At 35.1% G+C, this 26,978-nt stretch carries 28 protein-coding genes, 1 pseudogene and 1 other annotated feature; of the genes and pseudogenes, 19 read left to right on the plus strand and 10 right to left on the minus strand.

Features of this window, described 5'->3' with window-relative positions; all coding sequences use genetic code 11:
* Positions 1-5: 5 nt before the first annotated feature.
* The gene (locus tag AC4BBR_RS02935; RefSeq protein ID WP_490461094.1) at positions 6-935 is read right to left on the minus strand and encodes a tyrosine-type recombinase/integrase; all 930 of its coding nucleotides are present in this window, start codon (positions 933-935) and stop codon (positions 6-8) included.
* Between the two features lie 142 nt (positions 936-1,077).
* Positions 1,078-1,296, plus strand: a binding site (T-box leader).
* A gap of 82 nt (positions 1,297-1,378) precedes the next feature.
* Here AC4BBR_RS02935 and AC4BBR_RS02940 point away from each other — a divergent pair.
* Positions 1,379-4,024, plus strand: a complete 2,646-nt coding sequence (locus AC4BBR_RS02940) for a valine--tRNA ligase (RefSeq protein ID WP_490461095.1) — start codon at positions 1,379-1,381, stop codon at positions 4,022-4,024.
* Positions 4,025-4,158: 134 nt separating this feature from the next.
* A pseudogene (locus tag AC4BBR_RS02945) lies at positions 4,159-4,564 on the plus strand (IS5/IS1182 family transposase); the annotation flags it as partial.
* Between the two features lie 134 nt (positions 4,565-4,698).
* Here the strand turns inward: AC4BBR_RS02945 and AC4BBR_RS02950 are convergent.
* Positions 4,699-5,292, minus strand: a complete 594-nt coding sequence (locus tag AC4BBR_RS02950) for a TVP38/TMEM64 family protein (protein ID WP_490461096.1) — start codon at positions 5,290-5,292, stop codon at positions 4,699-4,701.
* A gap of 21 nt (positions 5,293-5,313) precedes the next feature.
* Entirely contained in the window at positions 5,314-7,878 is a 2,565-nt protein-coding gene (locus AC4BBR_RS02955; protein WP_490461097.1) for a YfhO family protein, read from the minus strand.
* Positions 7,879-8,220: 342 nt separating this feature from the next.
* Here AC4BBR_RS02955 and AC4BBR_RS02960 point away from each other — a divergent pair, with 342 nt between their 5' ends.
* From AC4BBR_RS02960 to AC4BBR_RS02980, 5 genes are all read left to right on the plus strand, one after another.
* Positions 8,221-9,540: a bifunctional folylpolyglutamate synthase/dihydrofolate synthase gene (locus AC4BBR_RS02960; RefSeq protein WP_490461098.1), complete on the plus strand. Its 1,320-nt coding sequence runs from the start codon at positions 8,221-8,223 to the stop codon at positions 9,538-9,540.
* 41 nt (positions 9,541-9,581) lie between these two features.
* Positions 9,582-10,241: an HAD family hydrolase gene (locus tag AC4BBR_RS02965; protein ID WP_490461099.1), complete on the plus strand. Its 660-nt coding sequence runs from the start codon at positions 9,582-9,584 to the stop codon at positions 10,239-10,241.
* A gap of 87 nt (positions 10,242-10,328) precedes the next feature.
* On the plus strand, positions 10,329-10,997 hold the full coding sequence (gene radC / locus AC4BBR_RS02970; RefSeq protein ID WP_490462060.1) for a RadC family protein: 669 nt from the start codon (positions 10,329-10,331) through the stop codon (positions 10,995-10,997).
* 148 nt (positions 10,998-11,145) lie between these two features.
* The gene (locus tag AC4BBR_RS02975) at positions 11,146-11,346 is read left to right on the plus strand and encodes a cold-shock protein (RefSeq protein WP_490461100.1); all 201 of its coding nucleotides are present in this window, start codon (positions 11,146-11,148) and stop codon (positions 11,344-11,346) included.
* Positions 11,347-11,481: 135 nt separating this feature from the next.
* The gene (locus AC4BBR_RS02980; protein ID WP_490461101.1) at positions 11,482-11,607 is read left to right on the plus strand and encodes a DUF3923 family protein; all 126 of its coding nucleotides are present in this window, start codon (positions 11,482-11,484) and stop codon (positions 11,605-11,607) included.
* Between the two features lie 122 nt (positions 11,608-11,729).
* Here the strand turns inward: AC4BBR_RS02980 and AC4BBR_RS02985 are convergent, their stop codons facing one another.
* Complete coding sequence (locus tag AC4BBR_RS02985) at positions 11,730-11,879, minus strand: hypothetical protein (protein ID WP_490461102.1); 150 nt, start codon at positions 11,877-11,879, stop codon at positions 11,730-11,732.
* Positions 11,880-12,056: 177 nt separating this feature from the next.
* Between AC4BBR_RS02985 and AC4BBR_RS02990 the strand changes: the two genes are divergently transcribed.
* The 4 genes from AC4BBR_RS02990 to AC4BBR_RS03005 all read left to right on the plus strand — a co-directional run bounded on the left by AC4BBR_RS02990 (position 12,057) and on the right by AC4BBR_RS03005 (position 13,325).
* Positions 12,057-12,506, plus strand: a complete 450-nt coding sequence (locus tag AC4BBR_RS02990) for a universal stress protein (RefSeq protein ID WP_490461103.1) — start codon at positions 12,057-12,059, stop codon at positions 12,504-12,506.
* 120 nt (positions 12,507-12,626) lie between these two features.
* Positions 12,627-12,740, plus strand: a complete 114-nt coding sequence (locus AC4BBR_RS02995; RefSeq protein WP_490461104.1) for a MerR family transcriptional regulator — start codon at positions 12,627-12,629, stop codon at positions 12,738-12,740.
* Between the two features lie 193 nt (positions 12,741-12,933).
* Complete coding sequence (locus AC4BBR_RS03000; protein WP_490461105.1) at positions 12,934-13,131, plus strand: hypothetical protein; 198 nt, start codon at positions 12,934-12,936, stop codon at positions 13,129-13,131.
* On the plus strand, positions 13,128-13,325 hold the full coding sequence (locus AC4BBR_RS03005; RefSeq protein WP_490461106.1) for a hypothetical protein: 198 nt from the start codon (positions 13,128-13,130) through the stop codon (positions 13,323-13,325). The genes AC4BBR_RS03000 and AC4BBR_RS03005 overlap by 4 nt, the downstream gene beginning before the upstream one ends.
* A gap of 398 nt (positions 13,326-13,723) precedes the next feature.
* Here AC4BBR_RS03005 and rnjA read toward each other — a convergent pair whose 3' ends face one another.
* The 3 genes from rnjA to AC4BBR_RS03020 all read right to left on the minus strand — a co-directional run bounded on the left by rnjA (position 13,724) and on the right by AC4BBR_RS03020 (position 16,289).
* The gene (gene rnjA / locus AC4BBR_RS03010) at positions 13,724-15,394 is read right to left on the minus strand and encodes a ribonuclease J1 (protein WP_490461107.1); all 1,671 of its coding nucleotides are present in this window, start codon (positions 15,392-15,394) and stop codon (positions 13,724-13,726) included.
* A 2-nt stretch (positions 15,395-15,396) separates the two neighbouring features.
* Positions 15,397-15,609, minus strand: coding sequence for a DNA-directed RNA polymerase subunit epsilon (locus AC4BBR_RS03015; protein WP_490461108.1), 213 nt, complete (start codon positions 15,607-15,609; stop codon positions 15,397-15,399).
* Positions 15,610-15,899: 290 nt separating this feature from the next.
* Complete coding sequence (locus AC4BBR_RS03020) at positions 15,900-16,289, minus strand: YbaN family protein (protein ID WP_490461109.1); 390 nt, start codon at positions 16,287-16,289, stop codon at positions 15,900-15,902.
* A 194-nt stretch (positions 16,290-16,483) separates the two neighbouring features.
* On the opposite strand from AC4BBR_RS03020, the gene AC4BBR_RS03025 reads away from it, so the two are divergent.
* The 5 genes from AC4BBR_RS03025 to AC4BBR_RS03045 all read left to right on the plus strand — a co-directional run bounded on the left by AC4BBR_RS03025 (position 16,484) and on the right by AC4BBR_RS03045 (position 21,377).
* Entirely contained in the window at positions 16,484-18,214 is a 1,731-nt protein-coding gene (locus tag AC4BBR_RS03025) for an ABC transporter ATP-binding protein (RefSeq protein ID WP_490461110.1), read from the plus strand.
* Positions 18,211-19,977 carry a multidrug efflux ABC transporter subunit EfrB gene (gene efrB, locus AC4BBR_RS03030; RefSeq protein ID WP_490461111.1) on the plus strand — a complete coding sequence of 589 codons (1,767 nt, stop codon included), beginning with the start codon at positions 18,211-18,213 and terminating at the stop codon, positions 19,975-19,977. The genes AC4BBR_RS03025 and efrB overlap by 4 nt, the downstream gene beginning before the upstream one ends.
* Positions 19,978-20,104: 127 nt before the next feature.
* Entirely contained in the window at positions 20,105-20,596 is a 492-nt protein-coding gene (locus AC4BBR_RS03035; protein WP_490461112.1) for a gamma carbonic anhydrase family protein, read from the plus strand.
* A 15-nt stretch (positions 20,597-20,611) separates the two neighbouring features.
* The gene (locus AC4BBR_RS03040; RefSeq protein ID WP_490461113.1) at positions 20,612-21,001 is read left to right on the plus strand and encodes an iron-sulfur cluster biosynthesis family protein; all 390 of its coding nucleotides are present in this window, start codon (positions 20,612-20,614) and stop codon (positions 20,999-21,001) included.
* 151 nt (positions 21,002-21,152) lie between these two features.
* On the plus strand, positions 21,153-21,377 hold the full coding sequence (locus AC4BBR_RS03045; protein ID WP_490461114.1) for a hypothetical protein: 225 nt from the start codon (positions 21,153-21,155) through the stop codon (positions 21,375-21,377).
* A 181-nt stretch (positions 21,378-21,558) separates the two neighbouring features.
* Here AC4BBR_RS03045 and AC4BBR_RS03050 read toward each other — a convergent pair whose 3' ends face one another.
* Positions 21,559-22,179 carry a flavin reductase family protein gene (locus AC4BBR_RS03050; protein WP_490461115.1) on the minus strand — a complete coding sequence of 207 codons (621 nt, stop codon included), beginning with the start codon at positions 22,177-22,179 and terminating at the stop codon, positions 21,559-21,561.
* 23 nt (positions 22,180-22,202) lie between these two features.
* Positions 22,203-23,174 carry a ring-cleaving dioxygenase gene (locus tag AC4BBR_RS03055; protein WP_490461116.1) on the minus strand — a complete coding sequence of 324 codons (972 nt, stop codon included), beginning with the start codon at positions 23,172-23,174 and terminating at the stop codon, positions 22,203-22,205.
* A gap of 168 nt (positions 23,175-23,342) precedes the next feature.
* Between AC4BBR_RS03055 and AC4BBR_RS03060 the strand changes: the two genes are divergently transcribed.
* Both AC4BBR_RS03060 and AC4BBR_RS03065 read left to right on the plus strand, forming a co-directional pair.
* A complete protein-coding gene (locus AC4BBR_RS03060; protein ID WP_490461117.1) occupies positions 23,343-24,212 on the plus strand; it encodes an SPFH domain-containing protein in 870 nt (289 codons plus the stop codon).
* A gap of 89 nt (positions 24,213-24,301) precedes the next feature.
* Entirely contained in the window at positions 24,302-24,955 is a 654-nt protein-coding gene (locus AC4BBR_RS03065) for an HAD family hydrolase (RefSeq protein WP_490461118.1), read from the plus strand.
* A 70-nt stretch (positions 24,956-25,025) separates the two neighbouring features.
* On the opposite strand, the gene AC4BBR_RS03070 is transcribed toward AC4BBR_RS03065, so the two are convergent.
* Positions 25,026-25,394 (minus strand): hypothetical protein, encoded by a 369-nt coding sequence (locus AC4BBR_RS03070; protein ID WP_490461119.1) that lies wholly within the window; start codon positions 25,392-25,394, stop codon positions 25,026-25,028.
* 209 nt (positions 25,395-25,603) lie between these two features.
* On the opposite strand from AC4BBR_RS03070, the gene nox reads away from it, so the two are divergent.
* Positions 25,604-26,941 (plus strand): H2O-forming NADH oxidase, encoded by a 1,338-nt coding sequence (gene nox / locus AC4BBR_RS03075; protein ID WP_490461120.1) that lies wholly within the window; start codon positions 25,604-25,606, stop codon positions 26,939-26,941.
* The last annotated feature ends 37 nt before the right edge of the window (positions 26,942-26,978 follow it).

Raw genomic sequence — 26,978 nt, forward strand, 5'->3', positions numbered from 1 at the left:
CCAAATTACTCAAACGAAAAATAATGTCTAGGATGCTTATTCAAAAGAACATTTTTCTGCATCGTCAAACTCACATGAATATACTTTTCCGTTGTTTTTATAGAACTATGCCCCAGGATACTTTGAATATAACGACAATCTACACCTTCATCCAAAAGAGTAGTTGCCAAAGTATGTCTAAACATATGAGGAGTTATATGCAAAGAAAGATTAGCTTTTTTTCCAGTATTTTTAATAATCGTTCGAACAGATTGTTCAGAAAGTCGTTCCCCCAATCGATTAATGAAAAAATTAGAACAATTAGCTTCTAAATGATTTCGGAGATCTACATATTTTTTCATCACAACAATCACTTCTTCATTAGACAAATATAAAACTCGTTCTTTAGAGCCTTTCCCTTTGATTAAAATTTTTTGATTGATCAAATCTGTATTTTCCATAGTTAGATTACATAACTCAGATACTCTGATCCCAGTTGAAAATAAAAGCTCTAAAACGGCAATATTTCTAATAGTGGAAAATTTTTGAAAGGAAGATTGCTTCGTTGTTTCCTCAGAGTTTTGATCATAGGCCGTCTTTAAAAGTTGTTCCAATATATCCAAGGAAAAAACCCTTGGTAAAATAATCTCTTCCTTTAGCTGGAGACGTATATCGCTAAACGGATTCAATGAGATAAACTCCATATAGACTAAATAACTAAAATAAGTTTTTAAAGAAGCATACTTTCTTTTGATTGATGTAGTTTTATAAGTCATGGATAGATATTGTATATATTTTTCAATAGTCGAGCGATTAATAAGATCAATATCGTTTTCCTTAATATAATCAAAAAATTGTCGAAGATCTATTTTATAAGCTTTTAATGTTTTTCTATCTAGTTTTTTTTGGTAGTGACAGTAATCAAAATATTGTTCTAATTTTATTTTTTCTAACATAATAAATTCCCCTTTCAAATCTATCTATTACTAAAGCACACTGTATGTAGAAATGAAATACTTGAGGAATAAGTTTTTGTAGGAATTATAGGAAGTAAAACTAGTTCAAATTGACTTCTATTGAACTTCAATGTAAAATGAACCAAAGACCATGATCAAGAGGAGTATTACTGGCATCGTTATAGAGAGAAAATCACTTGGTGGAAGATTTTCACATAATCAGTAAGAAGGTAGCTTGGGAGTCAATGATTTGAATGAAGTAGAATGATTCGAGTAGTGATCGTTATCTCACGAATGAAGAGGTGTTTGACTATTCAAACACAATTTAGGTGGTACCGCGTAAAGAGTTTACGCCCTAAAATACGAGAGTATTTTAGGGCTTTTTGCACGTTTATCATGGCTCATGAAGGAATATTAAATCAATATAGAAAGAAGGAATTGATATGTCAGAAGAAAAAAATCTGCCAACCAAATACCAACCCACAAAAGTAGAACAAGGTCGCTACCAAAAATGGTTAGATCAAGACCTATTTAAATCAAATGGAAACAAAGACGCTAAACCTTATTCAATTGTTATTCCACCACCAAACGTTACAGGTAAACTGCATTTAGGCCATGCATGGGATACAACGTTACAGGATATGATCATCCGCCAAAAAAGAATGCAAGGTTTTGATACATTATGGCTACCAGGGATGGATCATGCGGGTATCGCAACGCAAGCAAAAGTAGAAGAAAAGTTAGCAGAACAAGATATTTCCCGTTATGATTTAGGTCGTGAAAAATTTGTTGAACAAGTATGGGATTGGAAAGAAGAATATGCGTCTCATATCCGCGAACAATGGGCGAAAATGGGCTTATCTCTAGACTATAGCCGTGAACGTTTTACCTTAGATGAAGGCTTATCCGAAGCTGTCCGCAAGGTGTTTGTTTCTTTATACGAAAAAGATCTAATTTATCGTGGCGAATATATTATCAACTGGGATCCTAAAGCGAAAACGGCGTTATCTGATATCGAAGTTATCCACAAAGATATCGAAGGTGCATTTTACCATATGAGTTATCCACTGACAAATGGAACTGACGTTGTGGAAATCGCAACGACTCGTCCAGAAACAATGTTGGGCGATACGGCAATCGCTGTTCATCCTGATGACGAGCGTTACCAAGCAATTATCGGTAAAACAGTCACATTGCCTTTAGTAGACAAAGAAATTCCGATTATCGCTGATGAGTATGTAGATATGGAATTTGGAACTGGTGTAGTGAAAATCACACCGGCTCACGATCCAAATGACTTTGAAGTTGGTAACCGCCATGGTTTACCTCGCGTAAATGTAATGAATGAAGATGGTTCTATGAACGATTTAGCAGGAAAATATGCCGGGATAGATCGTTTTGCTGCGCGTAAATTAATTATATCTGATCTAAAAGAAATGGGGCACCTAATTAAAATTGAAACAATGAATCACAGTGTGGGACATTCAGAACGTACGGGTGTTATCGTTGAACCTCGTTTATCCACACAATGGTTTGTTAAAATGGCACCACTTGCAGAAAAAGCAATCAAAAATCAAGAAACAAATGATGCAGTAGAATTTTATCCACCACGCTTTAACCAAACATTCTTACGCTGGATGGAAAATGTACATGATTGGGTAATCTCACGTCAATTATGGTGGGGACATCAAATTCCCGCATGGTACCACAAAGAAACGGGCGAAATGTATGTTGGCATGGAAGAGCCAGCAGATGCAGAAAATTGGACACAAGATTCAGATGTATTAGATACTTGGTTTAGTTCAGCGTTGTGGCCATTTTCAACAATGGGCTGGCCGGATGAAGAAGCAGCTGACTATCAACGGTATTTCCCAACGAGCACATTAGTGACAGGTTATGATATCATCTTCTTCTGGGTTAGCCGCATGATGTTTCAAAGTTTAGAGTTTACAGGACTTGCGCCATTTAAAAATGTTCTGATGCATGGTTTGATCAGAGCAGAAGACGGACGTAAAATGAGTAAATCTCTTGGAAATGGTATTGATCCAATGGAAGTCATCGACAAATATGGCGCAGACGCTTTGCGTTGGTTTATGTCAAATGGTTCGTCACCAGGACAAGATATGCGTTTCAGCTATGAAAAAATGGATGCATCTTGGAACTTTATCAATAAAATCTGGAATGCTAGTCGTTTCGTGATCATGAATGTTGAAGGAATGTCTTATGAAGATATTGACTTTAGTGGAGAGAAAACAGTAGCAGATCGCTGGATCTTAACGCGTCTAAATGAAACAGTAGCCCGTGTTACTGATTTATTTGACCGCTTTGAATTTGGTGAAGCAGGCCGCCAGTTGTATAACTTTATCTGGGATGATTTTTGTGACTGGTATATTGAGATGAGTAAAGAAATCCTTTACGGTGAAAATGAATCTGCAAAACAAACAACACGCAGCATTTTAGTGTATACATTAGACCAAATTTTACGTTTATTGCACCCAATCATGCCGTTTGTGACAGAAGAAATCTGGGAAAATATTCCTCATGAAGGCGTATCTCTTGTGGTTGCGGATTATCCAGTTGTTCACGAAGAATTTTCGGATGAAACAGCCGCTCGCGGTATGGAGGTCTTAAAAGAGGTGATTCGTGCGGTACGTAATATTCGTGCTGAAGTGAATACACCGCTCTCTAAGCCAATTACATTACTAATTAAAACGAACGATGAAGTTATCGACAAATTCTTGATCGAAAATACAAATTATATCGAACGATTCTGTAACCCAGAAGAATTGACGATTGCAAGTAATGTTGTAGCACCAGAACTAGCAATGTCAGCTGTTTTAACTGGTGCAGAGCTATACTTGCCACTCGCTGGGTTGATCAATGTGGAAGAAGAAATTGCCCGTTTAGAGAAAGAATTAGATAAATGGACGCAAGAAGTCAAACGTGTTCAAGGGAAATTAGCTAATGAACGATTTGTTTCTAATGCGCCGGATGATGTTGTTGAGGCTGAAAAAGCAAAAGAAAAAGATTATTTAGAAAAACAAGATGTTGTGAAAGAAAGAATTGAGCAGCTTCGTACAGTGAATTAGAAAAGGTGAAAGTGGGACAATAGTCAGAAAAAAATCTGATTATTGTCCCACTTTTTTGAGTTTAGGGTATATAAAAAGCGCGCAAACCTATAAGATTAAAGTGATAAAACCCAGTCAAAAAGGAGCGTGCTTTTATGGGTAAAAATTATATCATCCATCAAACAACTTTGCCATTAGATATAGAAATATATATCCCAGAAACCGATATCGCTTTTGCGATCCACTTCTTAGTAGAGGCTATTGTCAGAAAGCTCTTTGATCAATTGAAACAACAACTTGGATGTCTGGCTTACCGCCCTAAAATGATATTAAAATATCTACACACAACTCAGTTATCGCATGATTAATCGGTTTAGAAGACCGCCCAGGTTTTATCTGAAGTCTTTTCAGATTCGTCGTCAATTGATTACGAATCAAGTGATCGATAATAAAGCCATTTTCGTCGATGTACAACAAGCGACCACTCGTTATGATCGCTCGTTAGATGAAAGATCCGAAGCGTTCTATCAAGTTTTTTATCAAGAAGAGATTCTGCCCTGTTAAAAAGAAGAAAGTCAATCCGATAGATGAGAGTGGGACAATAGCCCTGTCTCATTTCTAAAAAAAATAAAAATACTTAATATAAAAATAAGATATTGGTTTGTTTATCTTATTTATTCAGATACCAGATAAGTTTAGCTAATCAAAAACCGGTTAAACAAGAACAATAACGCATAGCCATAAGTTCCAACGGACCAAAGTTTAAAAAGCAGCAACACTTTCATATATTCCTTAAACGGCAAATCAGCTAGTCCGGCAACCAAACAGGTCAAATCATCTGGCGCAAAAGGAATCAACAACGTAGTAATCATCAACTTCTTAATGCCCTTTTCAGGACGGTCTAACATATTTTCGAATGTTTTGTACTTTTTTTTCGAGAGAATCAACTGGGCAAATGGCTTTCCGTAATAACGTGCTAACCAATAGACAATAACATCACCTATCATTAAACCGATATAACTATAAATCAATCCTGGAATACTGCCAAACATCAACATACCCACTACCGTGGAAATCCCTCCAGGAAGAATTGGCACAATAACTTGGACCATTTGTAAAAAGATAAAGAACAACACAGCGTATTCTCCAAATTGTTTCATAAAGTTTTGTAATGACTGAACAGAATGGAAAATCCCCTTAGAATAACCATAAATCAAAAGACCAGCAAAACAAAGAACTCCTAGAATTGGCAGTACATAGATAATTCTCTGCAGAATTTTATTCCCCATGGCTGCAAGTTCCTTTCACTTCTACTTTGATTTCCGCATAAATCGTTTTAACAGTTGATAAGATAATACCCCCAAAAGAACAGAAACGCTAATTAAAAGTCCTAGAAAGAAATTTCGTTGTCGATAGTGCATAGTGATTTGATGTTTTCCAGAAGTTAATTCAATTCCTGTAAAATTACCTAAAACCGACTTAGCATTGACTTGTTTACCATCAACCGTGATCAGCCAATTTCTATCATACGGCACCGCTAAGTAAAGTAAAGAATTTTCTGGATCTGTTACTGTAATTTCCCCAGTCAATGTGCCTGAAACTTCTTCTTCAAGTTGGATTGCTTGTGACTGCTGCTTGGAAATAAATGCATCGAAGGATTCTTGTTGCAAGGTTTTTAGCTCGATTTTTTTTCCCTCAAGATTTTTTTCAGATTCAAGTTGTACTTGAATCTCCTCACCTTTTTTAAAATAGCCAAGGTTAAACAACTGATTTGTTGCGATGTAAATCGCAGGCTGAATTTCTTCACCGTTTACTTTAAACGAAGTGATTTTTTTCCAATTGACTTCTGGCGCATAAAGATAAAGATCTCCATTCGCTATGGTTTTTGTAGTAAGCGTGTAGTGATTGTTGGCTTGGGCAGTCCAAGTTACTTGTTGCGCTTCTTGGAAATAGTCTTGTTTATTTTCTTGAATCTGTTGTAAAATCATTTCCTGATTCTTTAATGGTTGCTTTTCAACTAATGTAAGATTAGCAAATGCTGGTGGGACTAAAAAGCCCATACCAATTGCTTCAGAATTTTCATAGACATTTGTGGAAGGATCACTTGAACTATTTTTTTCATGTGATTTCATTTCTGGTGTTAACTGATAGTTCACATCTAACAGTAAATTGATAACTTTAGAATCATCTACGTAAGCGATTCTACGATCATTTTTTTGATATAACCCCAAAGCCGTTAACGTGTCTTGCGTTTTAGCATCTAACGTAGAAGTGTAGCTTGAAACACCGGCATAACCATATAAAATCGGATTATTATAGCCATTATGTTTCTCGTTATAACCCGCATTATCGGAAGAAACTGTTTGTTTTATCCGCAATAAATGAGGGTTTTCCTTTTGTATATCAGAAATGATTTCTTTTTGAATTGTATATGTTTGAGCAAATTTTTCTTGGTTACCAAAAGGAATATCTTTAAAGCTAATCCAAAAATTAAAGACTAATTCAAAGCAGACTACTAAAAATAATAATGCATATAGACTATTTCTTTTAGTTCCGTGCATTTTTTGAATCAACACGACTAATCCAAAGGTGAACCAAATGACAAAAAGACTAATGACAAAGTAATAATCGGATAAAAGAAATACATTTTTCTTGGAAAATTTAAGAGAAATATAACCAATAGTCAATAATCCAGAAAAAATAAGTGGAACAATGAGTCTCAATTTTGCTCCATGTTTCAACTTAAGAAACGCTTCATATGCAAATTTTATTATCAAAAAACTAAAGATAAACGTATTTCTATAAGGAAAACCTGCAGGACGTTGAAACATATGCCAAATCGTATTGACTAATTCCAGCCAAAAACTTAAGAAAATAAATCCAACCAAAAAGGCTGCACCTAGCTTTTCTTTTTTAGAAATAGTGGATAACTGAAAATAAGCGATAAAAAGCAAGACCATCAAGATTCCAGAAAAAATCGTCGGTAAATGTTCCAAACGCCACTCAAAATTGACACTACCAATGCCGAACTGCGAAAGGAAATTCAAACCAAAATTAGGTGTAGGAAAAAATGTTTGCCAGTCAAAATTTGTTTTTTTTGTCGCTAACATTCCTTCTACAGCCGGAATTAAAATAAAACTTGTACTAATCCCAGTAAGAAAAGAAGTAACAAAAAACAAACGACCTTCTTTAATAAATAACCAAATTGATTTCTTTTTAGACGAGTCTGTTTTTTGATAATACCAATAAAGACTGTAGCATACAGCAAAAATGCAGAGCATGTAGCCCATATAATAATTCGTTACGATAGCCAAAAATAATGACGCCGAATAAAGAATATACTTCTTCTGATCCCATAATCGCTGAATACCCAATACTAATAAAGGTAGTAAAATCAATGCATCTAGCCACATGAAATTCAAGCAATAAACAGTCACAAAACCGCACAAACTATACGATGTTGAAAAAAGCAATGTTGAAATACTAGATTGTTGATACGTTTTTTGAAGATAATAAAACATCGAACTGCCCATAAATGAGATTTTTAATGTAATAATCAATAGTATGGCAATCGGTAATTGTTGATAAGAGAACAATAAGACTAAACTATTAAATGGACTTAATAAATAATACGCGCTCAAGGGTAAAATAGTTCCACCAAGTGCATCAGAAAACGAATACAATGAGTAAGTTTCTCCTTGGAAAAACTGCTTAAACGCACTCAAAAATGGTAGATACTGTGTACCTAAATCACTCACTAAAAGATTATTGTTTCCTAAAGGGGCTAGCCCTAATATCATCCAGAGTATGATCAACAATAGGAGAGGAAGGAAAAAACTTCCGCTAACCAATAGATTTTTCTTTATTTTTGACATATTTTATACTGCTCCTCTATTCTAATAATTTGTAACTGTTTTAGGATAAAGGTCCAATTAATCACGCAAAATCAAACGAACTACCTACAACAATACTATTTTTTGAAAACAACTTGTCTATAAAACAAACTTTATTGTACTTCTCTTTAAGAATCTAGTTTATCATGGGATTAGGTTTTAATGCAAAAAAATCTGTGTTCAGTTTATCATAGTTATTTTTATTTAAATGTTATGAACTATTAGTTTATTCTTTTATGGAATCAATCATTTATTGAATTAAAGATGTTAATTAGTGAAAAGAACCTCGGCTTTCTATATAATAGGTAATGAGGAGTTGATAAGATGGTATTAACGATAGAAGAATCGATTGATTGGATTCACAGTAGGCTGCCCTTTGGTTCTAGACCAGGTCTTGATCGAGTGGAAGCATTGTTGAAAAGAGTCGGTAATCCTGAAGAAAAAGTGCCAACAATCCATATAGCTGGCACAAATGGGAAAGGCTCTACAGTAACTTATTTACGCTGTATGTTAGAAGAATTAGGACTTAAGGTGGGAACTTTTACTTCTCCATATATCGAGCATTTTAATGAACGAATTGCTATTAACGGGCAAGGTATTTCAGACAATCATATCATCCAGTATGTGGAAAAATACCAAGAATTAATCAAAGAGATGGATCAAGATAAAAAAATTGCTGGGATTACTGAATTTGAGACATTGACCGTTATGGCTCTTGATTACTTTTTTGATGAACAGGTAGATATTGCTATTATTGAAGTTGGACTTGGTGGATTATTGGATAGTACCAATGTAGTTAAACCGATGCTAACAGCAATCACTACGATTGGAAAAGATCATACAGAAATTTTAGGTGATACGCTTGAAAAAATTGCTTTCCAAAAAGCCGGGATCATTAAAGAAGGGATTCCTGTTGTGACAGGGAATATTGAAGAAGAAGCGTTTGTTATGATCAATGAAGTCGCTGGGGGGAAACATAGTAGAGTGTATCGCTATGAGAAAGACTATAAGGCGGAATATCAACACCCAGATAAAAATTGGGGTGAGATCTTTGATTTTTATGGAGAAGCAGGTAAATTACCAAAGGTCAAAGTTCCTTTGTTAGGTCGTCATCAAGTAGAAAATGCGGCAGTTTCCATTCAACTATTTTATCTTTATTGCGAAGCCTTGCGTATTAATTTTACAGACAGAGATGTGTACCAAGGACTGACTAAAGCTCAATGGCCTGCTCGAATGGAAAAAATCAGTAATGAACCATTGATTATTTTAGATGGTGCACACAACGATCATGCGATGCGTCGTCTAGCTGATAATCTGAAAAAAGAATTTCCTAACAGGGATATACACATCTTATTTTCAACATTAGCGTCAAAAAATATCGATCAGATGATTGCTATATTAAGAAAAGTCTCTAATGTTCATTTGTATCTGACTACATTTGATTATCCAAGAGCGATCGAATTAACAAAAATGGAACATTTTGAAGATGAGAAAACAGAGATTGTTTCTTTGTGGCAATTTGGGATGGGCGAGATTTTAGAAAAAATGTCTGCAGATGATTTGATGTTAGTCACGGGCTCACTTTATTTTGTTTCTCAGGTACGAGAACTACTATTAAATGTAGGGTCTGGTTACACGGATTAGTTTAAAAATAAAATCTAAATTATTAACAAGAGGAGAACTTAATGAAAAAAATCGATGGCGTAATTTTTGATATGGACGGTTTATTGTTTGATACGGAACTGATTTATTATCAGTCAACGCAAAAAATAGCAGATGCGATGAACCTTCCATATAGCAAAGAGGTTTATTTAGAGTTTTTAGGTGTATCGGATGAAGAAGTACAAAAAAACTATCATCGTATCTATCAGGATTTTGGTAAAGAAAAAGTTGACGAATTTATCCAGCGATCATATGACGATACTTATCAAGTCTTTGAATCAGGGAAAGTTCCATTAAAAGAAGGCGTTCTGGAATTACTCGATTTTCTTGATCAAAAAGAGATTCCAAGAATCGTTGCGTCAAGTAATGTCCGTCCTGCAATCGAATTATTATTGAAGGGCGCTGGTATTAAGGAACGTTTTTCCGGAATTGTTTCAGCAGAAGATGTGACTCGAGCAAAACCAGATCCAGAAATATTCCAAAAAGCCTTAACCCAGCTTGGGACAAAAGCGGGCAACACCTTGATTTTTGAAGACTCATTTCATGGAGTGACAGCGGCTGATGCTGCAGGGATTCCCGTGATTATGGTTCCAGATTTATTGGCACCAACAGATGAGATTAAAGAAAAAACGTTAGAAATTTTTGAAAGTTTAACTGAAGTGCCAGTTTATTTAGAAAAATGAAAACAAGACTCCTTTGCGTATCTTATATTTAGAAGCGCGTAAAGGAGTGTTTTTTTGATTAAAGAAGAGAAGCTATTTATAAGAGAAATGCCAGAAGATTGCTTACCCCGTGAGCGTTTAGAAATTGTAGGTGAGAAAGCTTTATCGAATCAAGAACTATTGGCAATTTTATTAAGAACTGGTTCGAAGAATTCGAATGTGATGGAAGTAGCTTCCAAATTTTTAAATTATTTCAATCATTTATATGAATTGAAAAATGCTACATTAACAGAAATGATGGAGATCAGAGGTGTCGGTCGAATCAAAGCTATTGAGCTAAGAGCTGCCATTGAATTTGGTTATCGAATTCAGCAAAGCACTCAACTGAAGTTAGGAAAGGTTTCTTCCAGTTATCAGATTGCTCAAAATTTGATCTATGAATTACAAGATTTTCAGCAAGAACATTTAGTCTGCTTATACTTAAATACTAAAAATGAAGTAATCAAGCAAGAGACTGTTTTTAAAGGATCTTTGAATCAGTCTGTTGCTCATCCAAGAGAAGTCTTCCGTAGTGCAGTTAAATGTTCTGCCGCACGCCTGATTCTTGCTCATAATCATCCGAGTGGTAATCCTACACCTTCAGAAAGTGATATACTTTTTACGCAAAGAATGCAGAAGTGTGGGAAAATGATGGGGATTGAGGTGTTAGATCATATTATCATTGGTGAACAAGTTTACATCAGCATGAGAGAAGAAAATTTTTTTACGGTAGACTAACTAGATTTCTTGCAAAAAAAGAGGTTCGCATGTACAATATTAGTGTAATCTTGTTTGGGACAATATAGAAGTTTTAATTTTAAAACCCTCTATCGTACACGGGCAATGTTACAATATTTAGTGCTTAAGCACGAGGAGGAACAACAGAATGGAACAAGGAACAGTGAAATGGTTTAACGCAGAAAAAGGATTTGGATTTATCTCTCGTGAAGATGGAAGTGACGTATTCGTACACTTTTCAGCTATTCAAGGTGAAGGATTCAAAACAATCGAAGAAGGTCAATCAGTAAGTTTTGACGTTGAAGATTCAGATCGTGGACCTCAAGCGGTTAACGTTGAAAAAAACTAATTTAATCCATTCCAAAACATCTGACATTTGTTGGATGTTTTTTTTATGAACAAATAGTATAGTAAAATTCTAAAAACTAGACTAAAGTCTGATTATTTAACTTAAGAAAAAAATGTATAGAAAAATGCTAAAAATATGGAGGAATGGGGAGTATTTAAAGCTGGAGTTGTTTATCTTTTAACCAGATCTATAGATGGAAGTGGTATAGAACAGATTCTGGGATTAAGGATAATTTCGATTTTTATGCTGTTGATTATTTAAAAATATGGCGTACATTAAATCGAAAATAAACCAAACAAAAAAGGCATCCGAGGAATTTACCATTCACTGGACGCCTTTAAATCGTATTAGAACTTGAATCGCTCATTTAGGTTGATAACTCCTTAAATAGATTTTTTCAATTCTTTTACTGCTTGTGTAATCGTGATCCCATAAGCGATATTTGCTTGGTTATTTGCATCGATAGCCATAAACAAATTTCTCTCTGTATCAAGTGCTACACGGTATTTTAATAATTTATTACCAAATGTCATAATAATTCTCCTCTCTTGATTCTTATGAAAGGCAACGATATCTGATAACGAAATTCCATGATTACTATACCATGACTTTTTAGAAGTGTAAAGAGGAAAGTTCTTAATTTAGCAGTATTTTTGTTGAAAACCCTTTTGAGTAGTATAATAGAAGTATATAAGAAGGAGGTTTTTATCATGGAAGAGACCTATAAGAATATTTTAGTGGCTGTAGATGGTTCTGATCAGTCAGAAAAAGCATATCAAGAAGCAATAAATATTGTAAAACGAAATGGCGCTACGCTACACATTTTATCTGTTATTGAAGAGGTAGGCAATTATTTTGGCGAACTAACAATGTCAATGGGAACACTCATGGAAGATCTTCGCACAAGAGAAGAAGAAGAAATGAAAAAAAGAGAGTCAAAAGCTCTTGAACAAGGCGTATCCAAAGTTTTCACATACGTTATGTATGGCTATCCCAAAACATTGATTGCTGATTTCACAGAGTCAAAAGAACCAATCGATCTAATTGTAATCGGCAGAACGGGATTAAATGGGTTTGAAAGATTGATGGTAGGTTCAACAACTTCTTATGTTGTTAACCATACAAAAGCGAATGTTTTAGTGGTGAATAATGAGGTTTAGATAGTAAATCATTTATTGAAAATAGGCTGATTAGGTGCAAAACCTGTCAGCCCTTTTTTATTGTGAACATTAAAGTTTGGTTTCATATTATAGTACTTCAAAAGAAAGAGGAGGAATGAAATGACAGGGAAGACAGTAAAAGAAGTAGCCAAGACACTTAGGATTCCAAAATCAACATTAAGATATTACGACAAGGTAGATTTACTAAAGCCAAACAGAGAAGAAAATGGCTAACGAGTTTATCAAGAAATTGATCTTACAATGATCAATTTTTTGATAAACTATGGTGAATTCAGTCTCGAAGAAATGACGACAGTTATAAACATGATGCAAAGTGATTCTGCTACTGCCTGCAAAGAAAAAACTGTGCAATTAAATAGAAGCCAAGAAAAAGATTTTTCAAGATAAAATCAACTACTATAAGCAAATGTTAGCTTTATTTGAAAAAGTTCCAGAAATGAAAGATTTCAATAGTGAAAAAGAACGCGAGATTGATCGCTATATTGAGCAAATTTACCATACATTCGTAGCAAATGGAGCTATTAATACGGATATAAAAATTATTATGAATTTTGACCAAATGAAAAGTATCAAAATCCCTTTTACTTATGGCATGTTAAAATGAGGATCGAAAATGAACTGGAGTTGATCGAAGAAGTCAATCCAAATAGAATTATTATTGGATTAACAATTAGTTTACTAATCAGTGCACGCGTCAAAAAAATTCCGTTAGTTTATGTCAAACCGTACGCATATAGGCTTGTCCACGTAGAAGAACCGCTGTTTATAAAACAGTCTAATCGGTACTTGAAAAAATAGTGAAAACATTCATTCTAAAGTCAAAATGGCTTCCAAAATCGATAAAAAGCCTAATGAAAGAGTTTGATGTAGAAGCTAAATTTAATTATACGATCGATGCAATGTCTGCTGGTTTAAATGAACAAATATCTTTATAAAGAAGAATAAGTTGAAAAATCAAGATTTATTAAAAAAAGTATCGAAGAACTATTGAACAATCCTATATATAAACAATAAGCTAAGAAACTACAGCAAGAGTTAAAACCAATCAAAGCAAGTTTGTTATCAGCCAAAGAAATCATGAAATTTTTGTCCGTATAATCTAAAAAATAGAAGAGCGAAAATTTTTGTCCGATTTTCACTCTTCTATTTTATGAGTCTTAGAACTTACGTCCCAAGCCCTTCTTTTATATTCAAACTCATGAAGTCATGATCATTGGTAAAATCATCGGATGACGTTCTGTTTTTTCAAACAAGAATGGCTGTAAGGCAGCTGTTATTGCGTCACACAATTTTGCTTCTGTACAATGTTCATCTCGCAATGCTTCACGAATCGCATTGAACAATAAACGCTGTCCTTCATGAATCATTTCGCCCGATTCTCTCATATAGACAAATCCGCGAGATAAAATATCTGGACCAGCCAGAATTTCTTTATTTTTAATATCGACTGTTGCTACTGCTAAAACTAAACCTTCTTCTGAAAGAATTCGGCGATCACGTAAGACAACATTACCGATATCACCGACACCATTACCGTCAACATAGACATCGTTAGCATTGAAGTGTCCAGCGATACGAGCATCATCTGCTGTTAAAGCTAGGACATCCCCATTTTCCATGATGAAACAATTGTCTGCTGGCACACCAACATCTTGTGCTAACGATGCATGGATTTTCAACATTCTAAATTCACCATGAACGGGTACAAAATATTTAGGTTTCATTAAACTTAACATTAATTTTTGTTCTTCTTGACCACCGTGACCAGAAGTATGGATATTATTGATTTTTCCATGAATAACTTCAGCACCTGCTTCTGAAAGCAAATTGATCAAACGGTTAACACTTGTTGTATTTCCAGGAATCGGTGAACTTGAAAAAATCACTGTATCACCAGGCTGTACAGAAATCTGACGATGCGTTCCATTAGCGATTCGGCTTAAAGCAGCCATCGGTTCACCTTGGGAACCTGTACATAAAATCATTGTTTCTCCAGCAGGTAGTTGGTTTAGCTCACTGGCATCCACAAATGTTCCTTTTGGCACATTGATATAGCCCAAATGTTCACCGTTAACAATCGCATTCTCCATACTACGACCAAACACTGCGATTTTACGTCCTGTTGCAACTGCAGCGTCCGCCGCTTGTTGGAGACGGAAAATATTTGAAGCAAAACTAGCAAAGATGATTCTTCCCTCGATCTTTTCAAAAATCTTCAAAATAGAAGAACCAATCGTTTTTTCCGATTTAGTAAACGTTGGGATTTCCGCATTCGTACTATCAGAAAGCAGACATAAGACGCCTTCTTCCCCTAATTTTGCCATACGATGCAAGTTAGCTGGTTCACCAACTGGCGTAAAGTCAAATTTAAAATCTCCTGTCGCAACGATATTTCCAGAAGGGGTCTTAACAACGACACCTAAAGCGTCAGGAATACTATGTGTTGTCCTAAAAAAGCTAATTGCGGTCTTACGGAAACGAATCACAGTATCCTCATTAATTTCATGAAGATCAGCATCACGTAATAAACCATGTTCATCCAATTTGTTGGTGATTAAGGCTAAAGCCAAAGGACCAGCGTAAATTGGGATATTCGCTTGACGTAGTAAATACGGAACGCCGCCAATATGATCTTCGTGTCCATGAGTGATAATTAACGCTTTGACTTTGTGCAAATTTTGGACGATATAGCTGTAATCTGGAATAACATAGTCGATTCCAAGTAAATCATCTTCTGGGAATTTGATCCCAGCATCAATAATAATGATCTCATCTTGAAATTGAACCCCATAAGTGTTTTTTCCGATCTCGCCCAAACCGCCTATCGCAAAAACGCCAGTTTCATTATTTTTTATATTTACTTTCATAATTAAAACTCCGTTAAAGAGAATTCCGCGTGCTCTTGTTCATATGCAAGATGATTTTCATCAAGTGCTTGAATGTATTCAATGTTGTATGGGGTATTTTCTTCTACTTGTTGACGCACAATAACATCGCTTTGCGCTTCAACGTAAATAGATTTTGTATCTTCTCTTTTTGGGTTTCTTGTTTTTGTTTCTTGGTAATAAACTTTATAGATCATAGTTCTGTTCTCCTTTATCTGCTAAAGCAGTTGATTATTTATTTTTCTATTTTCTTACTATAATTTTGAACACAACAAAACGAGGTGGTTGTCCACCTTAAAAGCAATTGTCATCAAAAACATCAGTTGATGATGAAATGAAGCCTCGACTTTGCTTCACTACTTGTTTTATGGAAACTGTACTTTCTTTCAACCGTCCATTGTGTTGTGCTGTACAACAATTAAACGTATTTTATCACAAAATAGCGAATAAGTATAGAAACTGATTTGCGACTTCAAAGAAAAATGTATTATTCATTTGATTGTTTTAAAGCTGTGACTTTCTTTTTGTTAAAATATAAATTTAGACCAATTAGATGCAGAAAAAATACGATTGTTAAAGTGGTTGTCATAAATGAATTACGGACGATCAAACATGGAATTGCAAAAATTACAAATAACATTGAAAATAACTTTACTCGGCCGAAGGGGGTGATTTTCTTTTCCACAATTGATTCTTGAATATATTTTTGGTAGTAGGTCGACTCAATAAATTTTGTATACAAATACTCAGAGCTGCGCATCCAGAAAAAGGCGGTTAAAATATAAAAAATCGTTGTAGGTAAAAGTGGGAGGAAAATCCCTATTGTTCCCAATCCAAATGTAAGACAGCCTAAAGAAATATAAAGTATTTTTTTCATCGATTCAATCCCATCACTTTCAGTTGATTGTAGTACGAAAATTAATGTAATTATCATTATAACATAGTATAGATAATCCCGTTTATTATTCAGTTGAAAAGTGTAGAATTTTCACTTAAATATAATTTACCTGGCTATTAGTTTTATGCTATAGTGGGAGTACTGAGTAAAAAATTGAAATGGGAGATGATTGATTGAAATTGATGTGGCGTTACACGATGAGATATAAGAAATTATTGTTTTTAGATTTCATTTGTGTTTTTGGGTTTATATTGATAGAACTAGGTTTACCAACAATTTTAGCACGAATGATTGATGTTGGGATCAAAAATAATGACTATGACTATGTAAAACAACAGGGATTGTTGATGATTGGTATCACTGTAGTCGGTGTAGCAATGAATATCATGTTAGGATATTTTGGCGCACGGATGACAACAAATATTGTACGTGATATTCGTGATGATCTTTTTGAAAAAGTACAGACTTTTTCCCATCGTGAATATGAAACGATCGGTGTCTCTTCACTGATTACAAGAACAACTAATGATGCTTATCAAATCATGTTATTTATGGGGAATATTTTGCGGATCGGTTTTATGACGCCGATGATGTTTTTTGTCAGCTTATACATGGTCATGCGGACAAGTCCTTCGTTAGGTTGGTTTGTTTTAGGAGCACTACCGTTTCTTTTAGTAGCTGTGGTATTGATCGCTAAAGTATCTGAACCATTATCCAATAAACAGCAAAAAAACTTGGATGGAATCAACGGTATCCTTAGAGAAAATCTTTCTGGCTTGCGAGTGATTCGTGCGTTTGTAAATGAAAAGTTTGAAGAAAGTCGTTTTAGCAAAGTCAATGAAGATTACACGAAAAGCTCTAAGAGTCTTTTTCGCTTGATGGCGGCAGCGCAACCAGGATTTTTCTTCCTCTTCAATATTGTGATGGTGTTGATTATTTGGAATGGTGCACTTCAAATTGATCAAGGAAGTTTACTTGTAGGAGATTTGATTGCATTTATCGAATATATTTTCCATGCACTATTCTCGTTTATGCTATTTGCAAGTGTCTTTATGATGTATCCTCGTGCAGCGGTTTCAGCTCGTCGAATCCAAGAAGCATTCGATATGGAGCCAGTGATTCGTGAAAATGAAGCAGGTATCACAGAAACGAAGACAAAAGGTTACTTAGAATTTAAAAATGTTACATTTGCTTACCCTGGACATTCAGAAAGTCCAGTGATTCGTAATGTTAGCTTTACAGCTTCTCCAGGAGAAACGGTAGCGTTTATCGGTAGCACTGGGAGTGGGAAATCTACGTTGATCCAATTGATCCCACGTTTTTATGATGTGTCAGAAGGTGAAGTATTGCTTGATGGAGTCGATGTACGTGATTACAAATTAAGTACATTACGCAATAAGATTGGGTATATTCCGCAAAAAGCGCTGTTGTTTACTGGAACAATCGCAGAAAATATGCGTTACGGTAAAGAAGAAGCAACATTAGAAGAGATGGAACTCGCTGCTGATATTGCACAAGCGACAGAATTTATTTCGCAAAAGCCTGACGGATATGATGAACTTCTTTCTGAGGGAGGAACAAACTTCTCTGGTGGTCAAAAACAACGATTGGCAATTGCTAGAGCAGTGATTCGTCGTCCAGAAGTTTATATATTTGATGATAGTTTCTCGGCATTGGATTATCAAACAGATGCAAATTTAAGAGCTCGTTTGAAAAAAGAAACAACAGAATCAACTGTTTTAATCGTTGCTCAACGCGTGGGAACGATCATGCATGCAGATAAGATTGTTGTTTTAAATGAAGGGGATGTCGTTGGCATCGGTACTCATCGAGAATTACTTGAGAATTGTTCTATCTACTATGATATTGCTGCTTCTCAATTGTCAGAGGAGGAATTAGCATGAAAAACGCACTCTCTTCTATTAGACGTTTAGCTAGATACATCAAACCGTACAAAGGAACCTTTATTTTAGTGGTTATTTTTACTGTCTTAACTGTCGCTTTTAATGCAGCAATGCCTTATGTTTCAGGTTTGCCAATCACTGAAATTAGCAAAAATGTTGCTGAAGGAACGGGTCTGAATTACTCATACATCATCCAATGCTTGATTTGGATACTTATAGTAGGAATTGGTTATTGTGCAGCACAATTTTTGTCTGGATTTTTGATGGCAACAGTTGTTCAACATTCAATGCGTGATTTGCGTCGAGATATCGATGAAAAAATCAATCGTTTGCCTGTTTCTTATTTTGATAAAAATCAACAAGGAAATATTTTATCTCGTGTGACCAATGATGTGGATGCTGTGAGTAACGCAATGCAGCAAAGTTTCATCAATATTGTTTCAGCAATTTTAGGAATTGTAATGGCTGTTGTGATGATGTTTTATATTAATTGGCTGATGGCGCTAATTTCGATCGTGATGATTCCTTTATCATTATTTATTTCAAAAACAATCGTCGGCATTTCACAAAAATATTTTCAGGGAATGCAAAATGCGCTTGGAAATCTAAATGGGTATGTGCAAGAAAATATGACTGGTTTTAGCGTTTTAAAGGTATACGGACGTGAAAAGGAAACTTTAGAAGGTTTTAAAAAGGTTAACCATAATTTGAACAGCTTTGGTTTTAAAGCGACATTTATTTCAGGGTTGATGTTGCCACTTGTCCAAATGACAGCATATGGAACGTATATCGGTATGGCTGTTTTAGGTAGTTATTATGTTATAACGGGAGCTATCGTGGTTGGACAATTACAAGCATTTATTCAATACATTTGGCAGATCAGCCAGCCAATGGGGAATATAACGCAATTGTCAGCGGCTTTACAAAGTGCATCGGCTGCAACGAAACGTGTATTTGAAATTTTAGATGAACCAGAAGAAAAATTAAATGAACATAACATTTCATTACCGGAAAAAATTCACGGATCTGTTCAATTCGATAATGTCAGTTTTAGTTATGATCCTGCAAAACCTTTGATCAGAAACTTGAACTTTGAGGTAAAAGCAGGTCAAACAGTTGCAATCGTTGGACCTACTGGGGCTGGTAAGACAACTTTGATCAATTTATTGATGCGCTTTTATGATGTTAACGAAGGAGCAATCAAAATCGATGGTATCGATACGAAAAAAATGGATCGCAGTGATGTTCGTTCCGTATTTGGTATGGTGTTGCAAGATGCTTGGTTATATGAAGGGACGATTGCTGATAATATCCGTTTTGGTAAATTAGATGCGACTGATTATGAAATAGTTGATGCAGCTAAGACAGCCAATGTGGATCACTTTATCCGCACGATGCCTGATGGGTATGAAATGGAAATCAATTCTGAAGGAGACAATGTTTCTCTAGGGCAAAAACAATTATTGACGATTGCCAGAGCCGTGATTTCTGATCCGAGAATCTTGATCCTAGATGAAGCAACAAGTTCCGTCGATACTCGTTTAGAAGCGTTGATTCAAAAAGCGATGGAACGAGTAATGGAAGGACGCACAAGCTTTGTGATCGCTCACCGTTTATCAACCATTCGTGAAGCTGACTTGATTCTTGTGATGAATCAAGGTGAAATCATTGAAAAAGGAACCCATAATGAGCTATTACAGCAAGGTGGCTTTTATGAAAAATTATATAACAGCCAGTTTGATGAAGATGGCGATTATGACTAATAAGTGTGAAGGGGAGAGACCGATTTTAGGCGTCTTTCCTTTTTTTTAATACTTTCAAAGAAATCATTTTAACTACGCAATTCAGCTAAATTTGTTATACTAAAGACACATAGAAGAGGTGGACGATATGACAAAAGAGTATTTTATTGCAGCAAGTGCCGATGTTTACGGCAATGTGGTACTGGCTAAAGATACGAGTATTTGGTTTCAATCTGTACTTAGAGGCGATAACAATTCAATCACGATCAATACAGGAAGTAATGTACAAGATGGCACAGTGATCCATGTCGATCAGGATGCACCTGTTATTATTGGTGAAAACGTAACGATTGGTCATCACTGTATGCTGCATGGTTGTACAATAGAAGATGGTGCCTTGATCGGTATGAGCTCAACGGTGTTAAATCATGCGGTGATCGGGAAAAATAGTTTGATAGGTGCAGGTTCCTTAGTGACGCAAGGAACGGAGATTCCCCCAAACGTCTTAGCATTTGGGCGACCAGCGAAAGTGATTCGACCTTTAACAAGAGAAGAAATTCGGAAGAATAAAGAAAATGCCCAGCATTATGTGGCATTATCGAAAGAATTTATTGCAGGAAAGTACACACGATTAGACTAGGAATAAATAATACAGATGTTTGATTTACAATTTAAGAAAGAGGCGAAGAATAAATGTAGTGACGAAACGCAGTTAAAATTGACTCCTTATATAGAAAACAATGCAGTAATTATTTTGGATCTAGATGATGGCATTGGTAAGTATTCTAAAATGGGTGTTTGCTCTCTTGATACAAGCTCTCGCTTATTGATATTAGCTCAATTACAAGATAAATCTGATTTTAATTTGACACTAGATTCAGTTATGGGGGCTATCTACATCAAGGATTATTCTAAACGATATTTAGATGAAGAGATGACGTTAACAGTTGATCCTCGTTTACAAGTATTTAAATTGAAAAGCCCTAGTGGTGTTTTGGATGGAAATATTCCAATTGTAGATTTACGGCCAGAACAAACGATATAATAACAAAAATAATTGATCAGTATTGAGGTTGCTTCTGCTCCCACTCTCTTTTTAATTTGTAAATCATACTCGCTTCGCTAGAGTAAAAAAACGTTGATAAATGTTGTGTTTTTTTGTAATAATTAGATTATATTTAGAAAGGAGTTTTTGTTTGAAAAAGATAAAAATAATAGGTTTTTCTGCTATTCTCGTGTTATTGTTAGTCACATTATTCTTAAACGTGAGTAAAATGAATGCAAAAGAAAACACAACTAATGAAGCAGAAGTTGAGGAAGTCCACAATCCAACGAATCTGGAAAAATCACCAGAGTTATCTCCAGAAGAATATCAGCAATTACAAGATGTTGCACCAGAAGGCTATGAACTAGTTGAGTAACTTAAAGATAGGATATCAAAAAGCTTAATAAAATTAAGTAGAGAGAGACAATAGTCAGAGAAAATCTGATTATTGTCTCTCTCTCCATCTTTCCGTCCCCTCTCTACTATAAACCAATAAAAAGGAAAATAGAGGATAAACTCATCCGTCGATAAGTTTATCCTCCAATCTCAGTATGTTGTTAATCGGGTCTTTTTAGATCAAACAAGTCATTGATATGTGCATACGTATTACCAGCTAAACGTGCAATCGGATTGAATGCTTCTGGTAAAATGTACTCAGATTCTTGATCAAAAATAGCTTCATCAAAATAAAAATCGGTTATCTCGACAATAAATAAATCTGTAATGATCTGATCCTCATGATTTTTAACTGGAACATATTGATGCAGTCTAGCCTCCATACGAATAGATGCAGCTTTAATTCCAGGAACGGTCACTGATTTACTTGCAATTGTTTCAATTTTGTTGAGAGTAATTTCGCTTTGATCAGGACCTAAAGAAGCCGCTGTTTGATTCATAGATTCAACCACTTGATCATTGACTAAGTGGATCACCAATTCATTTGTTTCTATAATATTTCTAGCAGTATCTTTTATTTCGCCATTTCGTCTAAGAATGGATAGACTGACTAATGGAATATCGGAAGCCGCCGCATTAAAAAAACTGAACGGCGCCGCATTGACCGTTTCGTGTTCTTTGTTTAGCGTTGTCACCCACGCGATTGGGCGTGGGATGATACTGCCTGATAAAAATTTATATGCTTGTTTTGACGATAAATATTTAGTTGGATAATGCAACATAAGGCTTCTCCATTTCTCTATTATTAACGTGCTTTATTTGCATCAGAAGTGTCAAAAGGACGAACAAATTCTTCGATTTCTTTTCTTTTTTCTTCTAAAAATGGTGGTAAAGATAATTTTTCTCCTGCTGTTTCATACGTTTCATCTTCTAAGAAACCAGGTCCATCAGTAGCCAATTCAAATAAAATATGAGGCGCTGCTCTAAAGTAATCAGATTTGAAATAAAAGCGTTCAACAAATCCAGAGCTAGGAAATTGAAGTTGGTTGATTTTGTTGATCCAAAATCGTAAAGCATCTTGGTCAGCTACGCGAAGAGCTAAGTGATGAACATTTCCAAAGCCTTCTTGTGCATCTGGAAGATCGTCACGATGTTCAACAATGATACTTCCACCATTGCCGCCTTCCCCTACTTCAAATAAATGGAAACTCCCTTCAGCATCTACTAACTTAAAGCCTAACACGTCAACTAAAACTCGTTGCATATGTTCAAAGTCTGCTACAGTAACAAAGACGGGACCTAATCCAACCAAGGCATGTTCAGCTGGAACATCTGTTTTTTTCCAGGGCGTTCCACTAGCTACACCTTGATTATTTTCATCAGAGATCAATTGATATTGTTGTTTGTCGAAATCTTCAAATTCAAGATATTTTTTACCGAAACGTTCTTGAATTTCTCCGTGATCGATTTGATTTTCATTAAAACGATCGACCCAATAAGCTAAAGAAGCATCGCTTTTAACACGAAATGATGTACGGGAAATAGTATTTGTTCCTTTGCTGCCTTGTGGGATGCCAGGGAAATCGAAAAAGGTCATATCAGTACCAGCAGAACCAAGATCATCAGTGAAATAAAGGTGATACGTTTCAATGTCATCTTGATTGACTGTTTTTTTGATCAAACGTAATCCTAAAGTATCTGTAAAAAAGCGATAGATTTTTTCTGCACTCGATGTAATAGCTGTAACGTGATGAATTCCTCTAATTTGTGTATCCATAATATAAAACCTCCAAATTGATAATTATTGTTTTTTACTTACTAAAAGTAAGTTTACATCTAAACTAAGAATTAAGCAACTCTTTTCTCTTATCCTAACTATTGATGGAAAGAATAAAGAGGAGTACTATAAGGATAGTAAATGAAAAAAAGAAAGTAGTGGATAATCATGGAAGAGAAAAAAACGTTTCATATTAATGGTTATATCGCGTTAGTCGTATTGGTTATTTTAATTATTATTGGTGGATACTTTATGTATAGTGGGGTAATAGACGAACGTATTGGTATGATCACGATTGGTTTAGTATTGTGGGGGGTTTCAGCTTTATTTTTAAGTTCATTAACAATTGTTAGTCCAAATCAAGCCAAAGCAATCTTATTTTTCGGACAATATTTAGGCACAATCAAAGAGAATGGTTTATTTGTGACAACGCCTTTAACTCAAAAAATCAATGTTTCATTAAAAGTACGCAATTTTAACAGCTCCTTGTTAAAAGTAAATGATTCAGATGGGAACCCTGTAGAAATTTCTGCAGTTGTTGTATTTAAAGTAGTTGATACGGCTAAAGCTTTGTTTGATGTAGATCGCTACCAAGATTTTATAGAAATCCAAAGTGAAACGGCTATTCGTCACATTGCAACACAATATCCGTATGACACGTTTAATGAGGATGATTTGACTCTTCGTGGCAATACAACGGAAGTTTCAGAGGAAATGGCTAAAGAATTGCAAGAACGTTTAGCTGTTGCTGGAGTGGAAGTCATTGAAACGCGTTTAAATCATTTAGCCTATGCGACGGAGATTGCTAGTGCAATGCTGCAAAGACAACAAGCCAAAGCGATTCTTTCCGCACGACAAATTATTGTTGAAGGAGCCGTTTCTATGACACAAATGGCTCTGGAACAAATTGAAGACGGTCAAGAAATCAATTTTACTGACGATCGTAAAGTCCAGTTGATCAACAATCTTCTGGTATCGATTATTACGGATAAAGGAACTCAGCCCGTTATTAATACGGGGGATGTTTACGAAAAATAACACTAAATAGAGTAGGCAGACAAACTTCTTTAGATGCTTTTGTCTCAAATTTTTTTAAATGATAAGATAAAAAAGAAAGTGAGCGCTCTATGTACTATAAAACAATTTTATTTGACCTAGATGGAACGATCATAGATTCTGGCGAAGGGATCATTAATTCTATTATCTACGCATTAAAAAAGATGAATTTAAATGTGCCTGCTCAAACCGATTTATATTCCTTTATAGGTCCACCTTTGAAGGATTCATTTAAAAATATATGTTATTTAGATGATTGTTCCGCTGAGCAGGCAGTGGCTTTTTACCGTGAATATTACCAAGCAAAAGGCATGTATGAAAATTATTTCTACAATGGAATTATCGAAGTATTGACTACCTTAAAACAAGCGGGGTGTCATCTTTATATCGCAACTTCTAAACCAGAAGTTTATGCAAAACAAATCTTAGCTCATTTTGATATGGATCGTTATTTTGTGGGGATCTATGGAGCTAGTTTGGATGGTGGGCGTTCAAAAAAGGGAGATGTTATTCGATATGCACTAAACGAAGCTAGAATCACTAACTTGAAAGAGACCGTAATGATTGGCGATCGTAGCCATGATATGATAGGGGCAAAAGAAAATAAACTAACCTGTATTGGCGTATTGTATGGATTCGGTAATCGAACCGAAATAGAAACTGCTGGTGCAAATTATATTGTCGCAACTCCTAGATCAATAGAAAAAATAATCATAAAAAAATAAAGCAGGTGCTTGTCCTATCCTCTTAGAACATTATTCCTATGTTTTATACAGAAAAATAGAATCATTTTTATTATAAAGCCGTTGTTTCATCTAACGCTTTATTTAATCGATCCATTTGGTATTCTGTGAAATAAAATTTTCCTCTATTTCTGATTTTTTCTATCATTGTTAATTCAACAAGAGGTGCAAACTCTTCCACGTATCGTACGAAAGCTTCCAAACCTTCCTCGTCTGTTCTAAAATGATTATCAGTATCTGGAATTGTGTTTTCCAAAATTTCTTTCAATTCTTTTTTTGAGGGTGACTTTGTTTCATCTACTACATCTGAGACAATACTCTTAGTTTCTGTAACTTTTTTTTCTGTTGCTGGAGTGCAAGCGAAAAAAAAGAATAGCACCGATACTGACAACATTCCTAAAAATAATTTTTTCATCTTCATATAATGCACTACTCCTTTCAATAAGTTTATTTTACCTGTTATTTTATCTGAAAGGAATCTTTATTTTATGAAAATTAGAATTATTATGATGATTTAGCGAAAAAAATGAGAAATTCTCAAATATTTTAATGAAAGTCGGATAAATTGATAAAAGAAACCTCTTTCTTCGGTTATAATTAAGTTCAATATATCACATGGAGGAGAGTCTTATGAGTAAAATGAAAACAGTTATTATAGGTGCTAATCACGCTGGAATTGCTGCAGCAAACACGTTGCTGGATACTTATCCAGATCAAGAAGTCGTAATGATCGATAGAAATACGAACCTTAGCTATTTAGGTTGTGGAACAGCATTATGGGTAGGACGTCAAATCGAATCGTACGAAAATTTATTTTATACGAATAAAGAAGCCTTTGAAGCAAAAGGGGCTAAAATCTTTATGGAAACAACCGTTGAAAGCATTGATTTTGATCAAAAAATTGTTCATTGCAAAAAACATACGGGTGAAGAATTTACGGAAAGCTATCATAAATTAATCTTAGCGACAGGATCTGCTCCAATCAACCCAACGATTCCTGGAAGAGATTTGAAAAATGTTGAATTCTTAAAACTTTTCCAAGATGGTCAAACAGTAGATGCTGCAATGGCAAAAGCAGAAGTTAAAACAGTTGCAGTGATCGGAGCAGGATATATTGGTGTTGAGATTGCTGAAGCAGCCAAACGCCGAGGTAAGAATGTTCTGTTATTCGATGCAGCAGAGAGATGTTTACCGAATTACTATGATAAATGGTTCACAGATGACATGGATAAAGTATTAGCTGATAATGGGATTGAGCTTCATTATAATGAATTAGCTAAAGAATACAGAGGAACCGAAAAAGTTGAATCAATTATAACGGATAAAGGAGACTATGCTGTAGATCTTGTTATCAATGCAATTGGTTTTAGACCAAATAATGGTTTAGGTAAAGATCACTTGGAATTATTTGCCAATGGTGCGTATCTTGTTGATCTACATCAACAAACGAGTGATCCAGATGTCTATGCAGTCGGCGATTGCTCAACGATCTTCTCAAATGCTGTACAACAAACAACCTATATCGCCTTAGCAACTAACGCAGTTCGTTCCGGAATTGTAGCAGCACATAATGTTGGCGGAACTCCACTAGAGTCTATCGGTGTGCAAGGCTCAAATGGAATTTCAATTTTCGACTACCACATGGTTTCTACAGGATTAACCGTTCAAGAATCAGAAAAACTAGGATTAAAAGTAAAATATACTGAATTTGAAGACTTACAAAAACCTGGCTTTATGAAAGAAAATAACAAAGTAAAAATCAGAATTGTTTATGAAGAAGGTTCTCGCCGAATTGTTGGAGCGCAGATGGCTTCTTATGAAGATATTTCAATGGGGATCCATATGTTCTCATTGGCTATTGAAGAAAAAGTAACAATCGACAAACTAAAATTACTAGATATTTTCTTCTTGCCACACTTCAACCAACCGTATAACTATATTACAATGGCAGCACTTAGCGCCGAATAGTTAGAATGTTAAAGACTGAGGACGCTAGTTCTCAGTT

Source organism: Enterococcus sp. AMC1251 (genome assembly GCF_058216535.1).